Raw genomic sequence first — 15,848 nt, forward strand, 5'->3', positions numbered from 1 at the left:
CTGTAGCCGACCGTTCCTGCAAGAGTTCGACAGTGCCTGGTGTGAGCCTTACCGCAAGCAGTATCGCCATTATTTCCTGCATCTTGGGAAAAAGCTGCTCCAGTATTACGAGAAAGCCGAGACGGAGCCGTTTAAGGCGCTGCGGCTGGCCGATCTGCTAGTCGAACACGACCCTTACGACGAATTACTGCGGGAAGCGGCGCTGAAGCTGCACCATCGCATCGGCGGTTCCCAACGCGCGGCCGCCTACTATGAAGCGTAGCCGAGCTGATCAAGACCGAGCTGGGGGCCTTGCCGGGCGATACGCTTACCGCGTTGCTTCGCGCCTAAACGGATTGACCCATATCGCATGAAGGAACCTGTAATCCGACCGGAGCGGGTTCCTTTTTGTTTTGCAACAATTTTGCAACATCGCTCCCGTTATAATGCCTTGGTAGTGAAATCAGCATGGGAGTGATCCACCGAATGAAACGAATGTATTCGGGTCGCTAGTAGACGGCGGCGGTACGAACGGGTTGAACGCGGATGCTTTAAAACCCGGCAGTCAAGCCTCAAATAGCTGTATTCAACAACGCTTTAAATATTTGGATGACGAGGTGGAAAACAGCAAAAGCGAAACGAAAACGACGACAAAGATGCTGCAGAAGGCGACGTTGACAGGCAAGGATGTGTTTCCCGAGTATAACATGATTTATGTTGAAAAGTTTGAGAATACGATCAAAGGAATGCAGGGAAAGGCGAGTGGAAGAAAACAATGATCAAACGTTGGATTTCGATAGTCATGGTATTATTTTTAATTGCAGCCAATATTCCTCAGTATGCTTTTGCAGATTCTCTTGACGAGTGGAATATCCGGAGTCCGTTGCCCACAGCTAATAATCTAGCTGGCGTCACCTACGGAAACGGCACGTATGTGGCGGTGGGAGTAGGTGGAACGATTATAACCTCCAGCGACGGAGCGAGCTGGACGAGCCGAACGAGCGGCACTACAAATGCTCTATATGGCGTCGCCTACGGAAACGGCACGTATGTGGCGGTGGGATTAGGTGGAACGATGGTAACCTCCAGCGACGGAGCGAGCTGGACGAGCCGAACGAGCGGCGCTACGAGTAATCTAAATGGCGTCACCTACGGAAACGGGACGTTTGTAGCGGTGGGGAACAGTGGAACGATTGTAACCTCCAGCGACGGAGTGAGCTGGACGAGCGGCACGAACGGCACGAATCATCTATTTGGCGTCACCTACGGAAACGGGTCGTATGTGGCAGTGGGTGCAAGAGGAACGATTGCAACCTCCAGCGACGGAGCGAGCTGGACGAGCCGAACGAGCGGCGCTACGAATCAACTATTTGGCGTCACCTACGGAAACGGCACGTATGTGGCGGTGGGAGTAGGTGGAACGATTATAACTTCCAGCGACGGAGCGAGTTGGACGAGCCGAACGAGCGGTACTACGAATAATCTTCAAGGTGTGGCCTACTTATACGGTACGTATGTGGCGGTGGGAGCAGGTGGAACGATTGTAACCTCCAGCGACGGAGCGAGCTGGACGAGCCGAATGAACGGCACTACGAATAATCTACAAGGCGTCACCTACGGAAACGGCACGTATGTGGCGGTGGGATTAGGTGGAACGATTGTAACCTCCAGCGACGGAGCGAGCTGGACGAGCCAAACGAGCGGCGCTATGAGTAATCTAAATGGTGTCACCTACGGAAACGGCATGTATGTGGTGGTGGGCGCAGGTGGAACGATGGTAACCTCTGGCGACGGAGCGAGCTGGACGCGCCGAACGAGCGGCACTATGAATAATCTATATGGCGTCACCTACGGAAACGAGGCGTATGTGGCGGTGGGATTAGGTGGAACGATTGTAACCTCCAGCGACGGAGCGAGCTGGACGAGCCGAACGAGCGGCACTCCGAATCAGCTAAATGGCGTCACCTACGAAAATGGCACGTATGTGGCGGTGGGGAACAGTGGAACGATTGTGACCTCCAGCGACGGGGCGAACTGGACGAGCCGAATGAGCGGCATTATGTATCATCTATATAGCGTCATCTGTGGAAACGGCACGTATGTGGCGGTGGGATTAGGTGGAAGGATAGTGAAGTCCGGCCCAATCACCGCAATGCCGCAAGCGGCGATGCCGGCAGCGAGTCCGTCCGGCGGCGCGGTAGCGTCGGGCACGACCGTAGCGTTGTCAACGTCCACGACGGGAGCGACGATCTACTATACGACCGACGGCAGCACGCCGACCGCCAGCAGTACGGCTTACAGCACGCCGATCAGCGTGACAAGCGCAGTGACGATCAAGGCGATTGCGGTGAAATCGGGCATGACCAATAGTGCCGAGATGAGCGAGAGCTACACGATCATGCTGCAAGCGGCGAAGCCGACAGCGAATCCGTCCGGCGGCGCGGTAGCGTCGGGCACGACCGTAGCGTTGTCCACAGCTACTTCTGGAGCGACGATCTACTACACGACCGACGGCAGCACGCCGACCGCCAGCAGTACGGTTTACAGCACGCCGATCAGCGTGACGAGCGCGATGACGATCAAGGCGATTGCGGTAAAATCGGGCATGACCAATAGTGCCGAGATGAGCGAGAGCTACACGATCATGCCGCAAGCGGCGAAGCCGACAGCGAATCCGTCCGGCGGCGCGGTAGCGTCGGGCACGACCGTAGCGTTGTCGACGTCCACTTCTGGAGCGACGATCTACTATACGACCGACGGCAGCACGCCAACCGCCAGCAGTACGGCTTACAGCACGCCGATCAGCGTGACGAGCGCGATGACGATCAAGGCGATTGCGGTAAAATCGGGCATGACCAATAGTGCCGAGATGAGCGAAAGCTACACGATGTATGTACCTGGTGCGCCTATGATCGTATCGGCAGCAGCGGGGAACGGACAGATTACCATCAGTTGGAATCCCGTATCCGGAGCGACCGGATACAATGTATACACATCTACTGCCTCCGCTTCCTACGGAATGGCGGCTGTTACGGTCGGAGGTTCCGTATATAGTACGGATCTAACGGGACTTACAAATGGAACCATCTATTACATTGTTGTCAGAGCAGTTAACGGAAGCAGTGAAAGTGCGAACTCCAATGAAATGAGCGCGACTCCGCAAGTTCCATCACTCGGAGTACCGGTATTGCTGCCCGCGATTGCAGGAAATGCGCAAGTCAGCCTTGCGTGGAATCCGGTATCTGGTTCAACAGGATATAAGGTTTACCAAAGCGTGACTTCCGGCACCTATGGAGCGGCAGTAGCTACAGTAAGCGGTTCAGTATATAGCTATAATGTAACGGGCTTGACCAACGGTACAACGTACTATTTTGTCGTGAAGGCGACCAACTCCGGGGCGGACAGCGCGGCTTCCCTTACGGTAAGTGCAACTCCGGCAACCGTTCCGGCAGCGCCGGAGAATGTGACGGCGGTTGCCGGAAACGGTCAAGCAACCGTCAGCTTTACGGCCCCGACTGATGACGGGGGAAGCGCGATTACGGAGTATGAGGTAACGGCGTCACCAGGAAACATCAAAGCAACTGGAACGGCAAGCCCGATTACCATTACTGGCTTGACCAACGGAACGAGCTATACGTTCACCGTAAAGACGATCAATGGCGTCGGTAGCAGTACATCCTCTGCCGAATCGACCGCGGTCATCCCGAGCCCGCCACCCAGCGGCAGCAGTAGTGGCAGTGATGCGCCATCGACTACACCGGCGACAACCAATACAGGGGTAGATGTTCTGGTCAACGGCAAGGCGGAGAATGCAGGAACGGCAACGAAAACCAAGCGGAATGACCAAACCGTAACTACCGTAGCCGTCGACCAAAAGAAGCTGGATGACAAGCTCGCAGTGGAAGGTCAGCATGCGGTGGTGACGATTCTGGTCAACACGAAGTCCGATGTAGTTGTTGGCGAATTGAATGGTCAAATGGTTAAAAACATGGAGGATAAACAGGCAGTTTTAGAGATCAAAACGGATCAGGCAACGTATACTCTGCCGGCGCAGCAAATCAATATCAGCGCCATCTCCGATCAGTTCGGGAAGTCCGTTGCTTTGCTGGACATCAAGGTACAGGTCGAAATTGCCGCGTCGCCAGCCGATACGGTAAAAGTCGTGGAGAATGCGGCAGCCAAAGGAACGTTTACGATTGTCGCACCGCCGATGGAATTTAAAGTTAGAGGCACCTACGGATATAGGACTATCGAAGTATCGAAATTCAACGCCTATGTGGAACGCACGATTGCCGTTCCGGACGGTGTGGACCCGAACAAGATTACCACGGGAGTAGTCGTCGAGCCGGACGGAACGGTACGTCATGTGCCGACCAAGGTCGTTGTGATCGATGGCAAGTATTACATCAAACTCAACAGCCTGACCAACAGTACGTACTCTGTCGTCTGGCATCCGCTCGAATTCCTTGATGTCGCGAACCACTGGGCGAAAGACGCTGTCAACGATATGGGATCACGGATGGTCATTGATGGTACGGGCGACGGCAGATTCAGTCCCGATCAAGATATCACTCGTGCCGAGTTTGCAGCCATTCTTGTACGCGGATTGGGACTGAAACCGGAAAATGGGGCAACGGCGTTCGCTGACGTGAAGACGTCAGATTGGTACAGCAGCGCGGTCAACACGGCTTATGCGTATCAACTGATTAGCGGGTTCGAGGACGGCACGTTCCGGCCGAACGACAAGATTACTCGAGAACAGGCAATGATGATTCTCTCCAGAGCGATGACGATTACCGGACTGAAAGCAAAGCTTTCCGCTCAAGCGGAAGATGCACCACTTCGTCCGTTTGGAGATGCGGCAGACGTGTCCGGCTGGGCGCAAAGCAGTGTTGCGGACAGCGTGCAGGCTGGCCTTGTATCTGGACGAGGTGCCGCCGGGCTTGCGCCGAAGGCGTCCGTCACCAGGGCTGAGGTTGCGAGCATTATTCAAAGACTTTTGCAAAAATCAGGCCTGATATAGGCGAAGATGTCCAGAGGCAATTGAAGATCGTCCCTTCCCAGCAACATCTTTCGATGTTGGGAAGGGATTTTTATTGTTGAGTCGGTAAATCTTCAGCGCAGTGGCGTACGGACACAATTGCCTATCTACCGGCAAACAATTGCGCAACGCTCGGCAGTCCATACATGTGGAGTGCGTGGTAAGGATATATGGAGAGGATTAAAAAATAATAGCCGCCGTATTTACTCAGCCCTCCTGATGACAGAGAGGGCTATTCGTTTTTTCAATATTGCAGATGAGAAGAGAGTTCCTACGGTGGAGTAGATGCATGAACAAATTGATTGATTTATAGAGATGTGGAGCGCCGCGGCTACGGATGAAGAGAAGAATAAGGCTTTAAAGAAACTTGTGGAGCGTATTGTGCATAATCGGGAAGATAATCGGATAGAACTGACAGTGTGCTATAAATAAATGCTCAGGTAAGAACATTGTAAAGGGGTTGTGCTTGCTTTGTGTTCGCATAACTTTGATTTTCTCAGCCAAGATATACGAACCGGGCGCTAATGGGTTATATGCAGAAAAAGATATACGCACTGATTTTTAAGTGATATATGAAGCTGATAGTATGATCATACTGTGAAGTTATCAGTCGGTCAATTCTGGATGCTGCCGTGAGCAAAGAAAACAATGCGATGCTGATTTGCAAATTACACCAGATCGACACATCTCCATGATGACAGGGAACGGACTGGGATCATCGTTTTTGAAGGATATTGTTAAAATATATGGGGAAATAGATTGATCTGAATTCATGAATTGGCGACAATAGTTGTAGGAGTTGTTAAACGTAATAAATATGAAATGAAATGTGGTGCAGAACTTTTATGAGCGTACCTATATTAACCACAAAGCTGCACATACCGCCAGTGCGATCGAAAGTGGTTCTCCGTTCACATTTGTTCAAACGCTTGGACGAGGGCCAGAAAAGAAAATTGACATTAATCTCCGCTTCTGCGGGCTATGGAAAAACAACGCTGGTAAGCGAGTGGCTGGCTGATTGTAAACGTCCGACCGCTTGGTTATCGCTGGATGAAGGAGACAACGATCCGACGCGCTTTCTCCTTCATCTTATCGAGGCTATAAAGAGAATTGTGAACGTTAGCGACCTAGGGGTTTGGAAAGCCTTGCAATCTCCGCAACCGCTGCCGATTACATATATCCTTACTACTTTAGTCAATGAACTATCATCCGCTACAGATCCTTTCATTCTCGTTCTTGACGACTATCATGTCATTGAATCTCAAGTTGTGCATAACGCGCTTTCTTTTCTGATCGATCATCAGCCATTACATATGCACTCGATCATCATGACACGTGAAGAGCCGCAACTGCCCATTGCCAGATTACGAGCAAAAAACGAGCTGACGGAACTACGTGGAAATGACCTGCGGTTCACCCGGAGTGAAACGACATTATTTTTCAATCAAATCATGGGACTTCATCTTTCATCTGCAGAGGTGTCTTCCCTGGAAGCGCGCACTGAAGGGTGGATTGCCGGGTTGCAACTAGCGGCTATTTCTATACAGGGCTATTCGGATACGGCCCAATTTATTTCGTCCTTCACCGGCAGCCACCGTTTCGTGCTGGACTATTTGATGGAGGAAGTGCTGAAGCAGCAGTCCGATAAGGTTCACACCTTTTTGCTTCAAACATCCATTCTTGATCGCTTTTGCGCTTCCCTTTGTGATGCGGTGCTGCAGAGCGATAAGGGAGGGCAGGACATCCTGGAGCATCTCGAGCGTTCCAATCTTTTCATCATTCCGTTGGATAGCGAGCGGCATTGGTACCGTTATCATCATCTTTTTGCCGATTTGTTGCGACAGCGTTTGTACCATGTCAACAAGGACAAGGCCGATGAGAGGGCAGCTCTGCACATGAGGGCGAGCCATTGGTTTGAGGAGAATGAACTGGAGATCGAAGCGTTTCAGCACGCTGCAGCGGCTCAAGATGTGAATCGTGCCGCAAAATTAATCGAAGGGAAAGGAATGCCTCTACATTTTCGCGGCGCTGCCAGGACTGTATTAAACTGGTTAAAGCACCAGGATGAGCCTACGCTCAACGAGCGGCCATCGCTCTGGGTCATTTATGCTTCCGCACTGTTGATGATCAGTCAACTGGACGGAATCGAACAGAAACTGTCCGCTGCAGAAGCCGCCATGTCACATATCAATCCCCATGAGGTGGATCAAGGTCTAATCGGACATATCGCATCGATCAGGGCCACGCTCGGAGTTACTCGGCACGATGCGGATACCATTATGACTCAATCCCTCATCGCTCTGGAGCATTTGCATCCACATAATCTGCCTGTACGTGCTGCAACAACCTGGACGCTAGGCGTTGCCTACCAGTTGAAGGCTGATCGCGCGGCCGCCAGGCGGGCTTATACAGAAGCGTTATCAATCAGCAAGCGCATTGGACATATCATGATTACGCTAATGGCATCTTTAGGTATAGGCGAAATTCAGGAGTCGGACAATCAATTGAGCCTGGCCGCGCAAACCTATCAACAAGTCATTCAACTCGCTGGCGATCCACCCTTGCTGGTTGCTTGTGATGCCTACTTGGGTATGGCTCGAATAGGGTATGAACGGAACAACCTAGATGCCGCCGAACAGCATATACAACAAAGTATGCGGTTAGCCAAGCAGATCGAGAATACGGACAGGCTAGTGGAAAGCGAATTATTTGCGGCAAAATTGAAGCTCGCAAGACAAGAGATTTCAGCGGCGGAAGCTTTGCTAACCAAAGCTCGCCATGAAGTGCAAGATCAACATTACAACCGTCTGCGGGGCGAAATGAAACACTTGGAGCTTCTTATTTCTCTTCATCACGGTAACTTTGCGGAAACGGTTAAGCTCCTGGAAACGAACGAATTCCCTGTACTGCAGGCAAGAATCTATATGCTCCAAGGAAATGCAAAAGCGTCTCTTGCCATTCTGGGCACCTTGTATGATCAAGCGAAATCGAAGCAATGGAAGAATGACGAGCTTAAGCTACTGATCCTCCAAGCTCTGGCTTTTCAAGTCCAGGGCAATATGGAGAGGGCGCTGCAAAGATTAAATGATGCTTTGATACGGGCGAAAAATGAAGGCTTCGTCCGTCTTTTTATTGAGGAAGGAAAGTCCATGCTTGATTTATTAACCGCAGCGGCTGCCCGTCGCATTCAGCCCGAATATACCGAATTTTTGCTGGCAAACATGCATCATGAACAAAAGCTCTATGATTTCGCTGTACATAGCTCCCCCATCCGTTTCGAGCCTTTCGTCGAGGCCTTAAGTGAGCGTGAGCTGGAAGTTCTGCAATTGATCACCCAAGGCTACTCCAATCAAGAAATAAGTGATCGGCTTTTCCTTGCTTTAAGTACAGTGAAGGGGTATAATCGCAACATTTTTGATAAATTGCAGGTGAAAAGGCGAACCGAAGCGATCGCCCGTGCCAGAGAACTCGGGCTGATTTAAAGCTTGATCTGCAACCTGTTTCGGTCTCAAGCAATGCCTAAAGGCGATGCTTGAGATCTTTTTTTATTTCAAAGCATACTTTAGTATCTACACGGTCATCCTTTGCAGCTAATATACTATACTCATCATAGTAATCATGAAAGAAATCTTGTCATGCCAAATTCAAACCTATCAAATTAAAGTAAAGGGTCATCTGGAACAGCAATGGAAAAATTGGTTTGATGGGCTGGACATCACTCCTGATCCGAATGGAGAAACATGGATATCCGGTCCTGTGGCAGACCAAGCCCTTCTTCTCGGAATACTTAAAAAGTACGTGACCTTGGGTTGCCCTTAATCTCAGTGCAGCAAGTTGATCAAACAAGTCATCGCTGGCGGCAATGTCTTGCTTCAGACCAAAGACATAGTTACCCCCGTTTTGACGATTGTTTTTATCATCGGGGCTATGTTGCTATACACCCTCTTCTATCTCACCAGATTCATCCCTCGCTGGTTGTCCGGCTGGGGCTTGATGGGAGGAGTTATATACGTCGCTGTTGACTTATTCCTGTTTTTCAGACCCGACCTTCACCTGAGCATTTTATATGTACCATTGGCTGTGCAGGAGATGACCATGACGCTTTGGCTGATCATCAAAGGATTCAATCAGGCGTCCCTTAGGAAGCTTCTGGCGGAAAAGAGAGAATCATCATAAAATCAAACAGAAAAACAGCGATCTTGCTTGGAAATGTCACAGCCTTCTTTCCTACCCTACTTTAGTAGCTACCGCGTTATTGCCGGGAACCGATATGATGTAATAAGTACATTTCATTATATCGGGGAGTGAACGGTTATTAAAACAAATAGACGAACGACGATCCAGTTAGGACTGCTTCTTATAAGCAGCATGATATTCGGTGTCTTAAGCTCTGTGCCTGCATTAGAACGTTCCGATTATTTGGAACAGTTGCCTGATCTAGAAAAGCATGTGTTGACAGCGACTTTCTTTCAAGCGGCAATGGCTGTAGCATATGTTGGTATAACCGTATTGTTTTATTCCCTTCTAAAGACTTACAGCGAGCGATTCGTAACAGGATTTGTCGCTTTCAAATTGATTGGTGCAGGTTTTCTTTTCATCGGAATCGGTTTTCTACCCCTTTTATTGGAAGTCAGCCAAAGTGCAGCATCGGCCACTCCTGTAAACGCAGTTATCTTTGAATGGAATGCAGAATGGCTTCGGCAGGGTCGGGATTTTGTTAATCATATTGGCATGATTTTGCCATGGAGTATCGGCAGCTTAATTCTGTATTATTGCTTCTTCACAACTGGACGAATTCCAAGATGGTTGGCCATATGGGGGATGATAGGTTCCATCTGTACAATTGTCGCTACGTTGATTCTGTTATTGGACAGGATTTCGATCACAAGTCCGGCCTATATGCTCTTAAATGCGCCGACGGCTTTTGGCGAATTGATTCTGGCTGTATTTCTGATTGTAAAAGGGAGGAACGTTGACGAAAATGAGCGGAGAGGAGCGAATAACGCATGAAAATCGTTGTGCTAGGAGCAAATGGAGCCACTGGTCGGCAAGTGGTCAGGGAATTGATTAGCTGCAGCATTCCAACAAGGATACTTATCCGAAAAACAGCTATTCTTGATCCTGACATTGAGAAAAGTTCATACGTTGAGATCGTGAAGGGAAACATTAGCGAGCTTGGTCGAACCGAACTGACTCATCTGCTGAGCGATTGTACCGTGGTGATTTCTTGTCTCGGTCACACCCCTACTCTCAGGGGGATGTTCGGAAAACCTCGTAAGTTGGTTACAGATGCAATTCAGAAAGTAAGCGAAACTGTGAAGACGTCCGAGCGCAAAATAAAACTAATCCTTATGAGTACAACGGGCTATACGAATCGCTCAATAGGAGAGTCTCATTCCTGGGGGGAGAGGATGATCTTCTCTGCATTGAGCGTGCTTCTGCCCCCGCATCGTGACAATGTAATGGCAGCCGATTACTTGGTTGACGTTTTGGGAAAAGAAAATAAGTATGTCAGTTGGGTTGCCGTAAGACCGGACACGTTAGTCAATTACGATGAAGTAAGCCTTTATGAATTAACTAGCTCCCCCGTCAGAAGCCCATTATTTAATCCTGGAAAAACAAGCAGAAGGAACGTGGGTCGTTTCATAACGGAACTGGCCACAGATCCTTTGCTTTGGGAGCGTTGGGAATGTAAAACACCAGTCATTTATAATAAATGAATTTAAGCAAGCGAACCTGAAGAACACGTGGCCCGCTTGCTTTTTCCGCTCGTCACCACCATTTATAGCTGTTACGCTTTGTACGAAAAACCGGGTTATTTGAAGGATATTTGCGTTTCTCAAAAATCGCCGGAATCCCTTGATACATGTAGGTTTTCAAGCGTTTTGAAGGTCAGAGGTTTTCGCAGAATGGCTCGTATAACACCGTATTCACGCTGCAGGACTTATGTCCCTTGGTCTGCTCGAGGCATTCAGGGGGAGCGGAATCAGGCAGATTCACCTTTAAACCTAATATATTTAAAATGTGGGAGTGGTTTTTATGAGAGAAGAGTTTGGGGAATACCTGATTAGTGATGATAAGTCATTATTGAATCTGAATGTCATAGTGGATTATTTATCAAAGAGTTACTGGGCAAACAAGAGACCCGTAACAAGAATAAGAAAATCAATTGAAAACTCAATTTGTTATGGAGTATATCACGGAAGTAAGCAAATTGGATTTGCCCGAGTAGTAACAGACGGTGCAACAATGTATTGGTTATGCGATGTATATATTGATGAAGAGTACAGAGGAAAAAACATTGGGAAGAAATTAATCGAATCACTAACAACATCAGAAGAACTAAAGGAGCTGACGGGGATTTTAGGAACACGAGATGCACATGGATTATATGAACAATATGGTTTCGAACGTGACCAAAATCGATTCATGAGAAAGATACCAGAAAGTCGAAGAAGTTAACCAACATCTTATAGTCCTGTTTTCCTACCTGTGAAGTTACAAAGCATTGCTCAAAACCATTATATCCCTTTCACCGTCTCAACACATGTGGAGTGCGTGGTAAGGAGATATCGAGAGGATTAAAAAATAATAGCCGCCATATTCACTCAGCCCTCCCGATTGCAGAGAGGGTTATTTTCTATTCACAAGCTTTTATTAAATTCTTGCTCATTTGGACTTTATTCTTAAAAATATGGGGATAAATCTTTAATTTCTTAAATGTAATGTATGCGCTTACCTTTTATAATTTTCTTAGAAAGGAGGTGAGAGTCGAGAAGGTCGCGGAATATGGCACTAGGTAAGCAGTAACAAGTAAAAAATTTTAGGAGGTAGATTATGTTTAAGTTTAATAAGAAAATCTTGACTGTATGTATTGCAGCTTCAATGAGTTTTAGCTTGTTTGCGGCAACCTCAAATGCAGCGACGGACTATTGGCAAAATTGGACCGACGGTGGCGGGACAGTAAATGCTGTCAATGGATCTGGCGGCAATTACAGTGTTACATGGTCAAATAGCGGGAACTTTGTTGTCGGCAAAGGGTGGAATACCGGATCGCCATCTAGGACAATAAATTATAACGCCGGCGTCTGGGCGCCGTCCGGCAATGGGTATTTGACTCTCTACGGATGGACGAGAAACTCACTCATAGAATATTACGTCGTTGATAGCTGGGGCACTTATAGACCTACCGGAACGTACAAAGGCACCGTGACCAGTGATGGGGGCACCTATGACATATATACGACTATGCGATACAACGCACCTTCCATTGACGGCACGCAAACGTTCGCCCAGTTCTGGAGTGTCCGACAGTCGAAGAAAGCGACCGGGGTCAACGCCGCTATCACTTTTAGCAACCACGTTAACGCATGGGCGAGCAAAGGAATGAATCTGGGGAGCAGTTGGTCTTACCAGGTGTTAGCGACAGAAGGATATCAAAGCAGTGGGAGCTCTAACGTAACGGTATGGTAACAGGTTAACTGTTGCTGGCAACTGACAGGCGCCAGACTGTTTCCAGCAAATTGAGAATAAGGCCTGCCGGTCTCACAACTGGCGGCCTTATAATATTTCAACAAACCTTTCGAAAGAGTGAAGGTCGCAGCCGGAATCGCCTGCGCGGATAAGCGGGTTTTGGGCTTATTTGAATGGTGACATGCCGAAGGCGAGTCGCAGGCCGCCATGGGCCTATCATTTTTCCTATCAGCTATACGAGGAGACATATCCATGAGAAAGTTACCAATTTTCCTTTTAATAGCAATAATAGTTGTTGTCAGCGCTTGTTCGCAAGAAAAGCCTGAAAAGAATGATAGCCTTGTATTAGTTAAAGGCGGGACTTTTATAAACACAAAGTCCAATTACTATGGAAAAAGTGTAACAATATCGAACTTTTATATCGGCAAATATGAGGTAACTCAAAAAGAGTGGATTGAGGTAATGGGAAGTAATCCCTCGGGATTCAAGGGCGATAATTTGCCGGTAGAAATGGTAAGCTGGTATGACGTTGTTGAGTACTGTAATAAAAGGAGTATAAAAGAGGGCCTCAAACCGTATTACAATATAGACAAGAATAAAAAAGACCCGAATAATAAGAGCGATAACGATAATATAAAATGGACAGTAACGATCAATGCAGGAGCTAACGGTTACCGATTACCGACAGAAGCGGAGTGGGAATATGCTGCAAGTGGGGGGCAGATGAGCAAGAGTTACACATACAGCGGAAGCAATAATGCAGATGAAATAGCATGGTATTGGAGAAACGCCGGGGACCAATTCTTATCAGGAGATTGGAATTGGCCTGTCATAGAAAACAACAATAACAAAACAAAAGCTATCGGTCTCAAGAAACCCAACGAGTTAGGACTTTACGATATGTCAGGTAATGTGAGGGAATGGTGCTGGAACTGGTTCGGAGACTTGGATAGCAATAGCGGTTCTTTCCGGGTTGTGAAGGGCGGCGGTTGGATCGGCGACGTCAGCAACAACGAGTTATCTTTTCGGGGCAAGTTCGAGGCGAATGGGTTTGGCCCCGATCAAGGTTTTCGTGTAAGTCGCGGCGAGTAAACGGGAACAAGACTAAAGCTCTTTCGATAATGTCATTCTTACAGGAATTCAATAAAAATTAGCGACAGATGGCATGGATCAATTCCATGCTGTTTGCTCGTTAAAATTCCAAAATCCCCATGCTATCCTTAACCCCTCTCATCCCCTTCCCTTCTTCGAGTGTGTGAATGTTAACTCTGATGTGAGGGGATGGCAAGTTGATTCGTAAACTTAGGTTTCCGTTCAGGAATTTAATGGATAATTTGAAGCTGGGAATATATACTGAGGATGTGGGTCAAGTTGGGATTTTAACTGAAATTTCGGATGAACAAGCTAAAGAACTCAAAGGCAAAATCATGATTAAGGATAAATGAAAGCACGATTATATATAAAAAATGGTAGGGATACATAATGGGCTTTGAAACAAACATTTGCGGTATTCCATGTTTACAAATAAATCCTTCAATGAAACCAATCGGTGTTGTTCTTTTATATCACGGGTGGGTATCAAACGTTAATGATTATTTTTTCTTTGTTAATAGCAAGTTGGGGATACAAGGTCATTGTTCCTGAACTGCCTTACCATGGTGAAAGAGGAAACCTTGACTATTTTAATCCGTTAGTATTGCAGGAATATTTTTGGAATGTGGTTCTACAAGGTGTTATGGAAGCAGATACAATAGTGTCTGATTTATCTAAAACGGATAGTAATATTGGGATTATAGGCCACTCAACAGGCGGTTTTATAGCCGCAGGTATTTTTTCGGAAAATTCTCGTCTGAAAGCCTCGATAGTTATAAATGGCTCATGCGCATGGGTAAAATGTGAGGAATTATTTCGCGAAAAGGATGGCAGAAATCCCATGAGTTTTAACGAAAAGATTTCTCTACAACAGCATGACCCAGCGTCTCATATAAATTTGGATGGAAAAAGAGCACTGCTCTTGTTACATGGCAAAGCGGATAATACGATTCCTATCGAAAGCCAAAGATATTTTATGGATGTCATGTCGCCACATAATATTCCTTCAGATGATCTACAATTAGTTGAGTATCCAAATGTGAACCATCACATTACACTTGGAATGCTTGAAAAGTCAATGGAGTGGCTTAATAAACATTTAGATAAACACCAGTTTGATTGAATAAAAGAGCAATTTTATTATGAACCATTTTTCAGCTAATGGGGGTAGGCACTTGTGATTATCAGGGAGATTGACGAAGAACTCAAAAAGCATGTTGTTAATTTTAGGGGTCAAATAGTTGTGTCAAGAGGACGGGTGCATACCTTAGAAAAACTATCAGGATTCGTATATTCGATTGATGGGGAAATCATGGGTCTTATCACATACAATATCGAAAATGATGAATGTGAAATTGTATCTTTGGATAGTAAAATCGAGAACCAAGGAATAGGAAGCAATTTAATCAATAAGGTTGTTCAAAAGGCAAAAGAACAATTTTGCAAAAGAGTATGGCTTATAACATCAAATGATAACATAAGGGCGATTAAGTATTATCAGAAAAGAGGACTTGATCTGAAAGCAATCCATCACAATGCAATCATGGAAGCCAGAAAGATTAAACCTACGATTCCATTGAATGGATATGAAGATATTCCAGTACGCCATGAAATTGAGTTTGAATATGGCATAAAATAAAACATGGATTTTAAAACAGACCAATTCATAATTCATTACTCTAAAGTATAATCTTAATGTCGCCCAATATTTGTGAACTGCGAAAGGTGGAATGGTAGTGAGCAATTACTCTCTTAATATCAATTTCGATTCGGCAACCCTAAACAAAATCCAACAAGAAGGACTACAAATTATCATTGCCAAGCAAGCTACTAATAATGAACATTCTGTCTCATGGATTGCGTTTAACCCATTTGAGAAAAACACAGTTTCTTGGGAAGATAATTATTCGATGTACACCTCAAACGTTTATAATCCTAATATCGAAAATCAACCTGATAATAACTTACCAGTTAACTTTCTGTCTAAAGATGTTGTTATAAATGGTCAATTGATATCTGGTAGTCCCTTCACAACTACAATGTTGACTACTTCCTTAGATGAGACAAATAATCACGATTTCTCGAAACTCGCCGTCTATTTAGGAAATATTAATGATTCAGGCACAGAAATGAAGGGGAAATCTCATGTATTAGTTTTTAATAGTAATGCCAAAGAATACTCTTTAGAATACGATCCCAAAAACAATGTTTTCATAACCAAGGATTAATTTGCCGTGTCCGATGGAGTCTGATCCATTGATAC

The 15,848-nt window shown here is 46.6% G+C and carries 14 protein-coding genes; all 14 read left to right on the top strand.

Annotated elements, in window-relative coordinates:
- Nucleotides 1–596 precede the first annotated feature (596 nt).
- The 14 genes from AC0LWT_RS28680 (at nt 597) to AC0LWT_RS28740 (ending at nt 15,813) form a co-directional block, all read left to right on the top strand.
- Nucleotides 597–758, top strand: a complete 162-nt coding sequence (locus AC0LWT_RS28680; RefSeq protein ID WP_474684710.1) for a hypothetical protein — start codon at nt 597–599, stop codon at nt 756–758.
- Entirely contained in the window at nt 755–5,002 is a 4,248-nt protein-coding gene (locus AC0LWT_RS28685) for a chitobiase/beta-hexosaminidase C-terminal domain-containing protein (RefSeq protein WP_474684711.1), read from the top strand. Before AC0LWT_RS28680 ends, AC0LWT_RS28685 begins: the two co-directional genes overlap by 4 nt.
- Before the next feature lie 935 nt (nt 5,003–5,937).
- The gene (locus tag AC0LWT_RS28690) at nt 5,938–8,502 is read left to right on the top strand and encodes a winged helix-turn-helix domain-containing protein (protein ID WP_474684712.1); all 2,565 of its coding nucleotides are present in this window, start codon (nt 5,938–5,940) and stop codon (nt 8,500–8,502) included.
- A gap of 136 nt (nt 8,503–8,638) precedes the next feature.
- Nucleotides 8,639–8,839 (top strand): hypothetical protein, encoded by a 201-nt coding sequence (locus tag AC0LWT_RS38980; RefSeq protein WP_488199539.1) that lies wholly within the window; start codon nt 8,639–8,641, stop codon nt 8,837–8,839.
- Nucleotides 8,840–8,854: 15 nt separating this feature from the next.
- Nucleotides 8,855–9,196, top strand: a complete 342-nt coding sequence (locus AC0LWT_RS28695) for a DUF4386 domain-containing protein (protein WP_474684713.1) — start codon at nt 8,855–8,857, stop codon at nt 9,194–9,196.
- A 183-nt stretch (nt 9,197–9,379) separates the two neighbouring features.
- Nucleotides 9,380–10,030 carry a DUF4386 domain-containing protein gene (locus AC0LWT_RS28700; RefSeq protein ID WP_474684763.1) on the top strand — a complete coding sequence of 217 codons (651 nt, stop codon included), beginning with the start codon at nt 9,380–9,382 and terminating at the stop codon, nt 10,028–10,030.
- The gene (locus AC0LWT_RS28705; RefSeq protein ID WP_474684714.1) at nt 10,027–10,740 is read left to right on the top strand and encodes an SDR family oxidoreductase; all 714 of its coding nucleotides are present in this window, start codon (nt 10,027–10,029) and stop codon (nt 10,738–10,740) included. Before AC0LWT_RS28700 ends, AC0LWT_RS28705 begins: the two co-directional genes overlap by 4 nt.
- Before the next feature lie 319 nt (nt 10,741–11,059).
- Complete coding sequence (locus AC0LWT_RS28710) at nt 11,060–11,482, top strand: GNAT family N-acetyltransferase (protein ID WP_474684715.1); 423 nt, start codon at nt 11,060–11,062, stop codon at nt 11,480–11,482.
- A gap of 375 nt (nt 11,483–11,857) precedes the next feature.
- Nucleotides 11,858–12,493, top strand: a complete 636-nt coding sequence (locus AC0LWT_RS28715) for a glycoside hydrolase family 11 protein (protein WP_474684716.1) — start codon at nt 11,858–11,860, stop codon at nt 12,491–12,493.
- A gap of 252 nt (nt 12,494–12,745) precedes the next feature.
- Complete coding sequence (locus tag AC0LWT_RS28720) at nt 12,746–13,585, top strand: formylglycine-generating enzyme family protein (protein WP_474684717.1); 840 nt, start codon at nt 12,746–12,748, stop codon at nt 13,583–13,585.
- A 197-nt stretch (nt 13,586–13,782) separates the two neighbouring features.
- Nucleotides 13,783–13,938 (top strand): hypothetical protein, encoded by a 156-nt coding sequence (locus AC0LWT_RS28725; RefSeq protein ID WP_474684718.1) that lies wholly within the window; start codon nt 13,783–13,785, stop codon nt 13,936–13,938.
- A gap of 143 nt (nt 13,939–14,081) precedes the next feature.
- Nucleotides 14,082–14,708, top strand: a complete 627-nt coding sequence (locus AC0LWT_RS28730) for an alpha/beta hydrolase family protein (RefSeq protein ID WP_474684719.1) — start codon at nt 14,082–14,084, stop codon at nt 14,706–14,708.
- Between the two features lie 54 nt (nt 14,709–14,762).
- Nucleotides 14,763–15,224, top strand: a complete 462-nt coding sequence (locus AC0LWT_RS28735) for a GNAT family N-acetyltransferase (protein WP_474684720.1) — start codon at nt 14,763–14,765, stop codon at nt 15,222–15,224.
- Between the two features lie 97 nt (nt 15,225–15,321).
- A complete protein-coding gene (locus tag AC0LWT_RS28740; RefSeq protein WP_474684721.1) occupies nt 15,322–15,813 on the top strand; it encodes a hypothetical protein in 492 nt (163 codons plus the stop codon).
- Nucleotides 15,814–15,848 lie beyond the last annotated feature (35 nt).

The sequence above is a fragment of the Paenibacillus sp. sgz302164 genome (assembly GCF_056120505.1).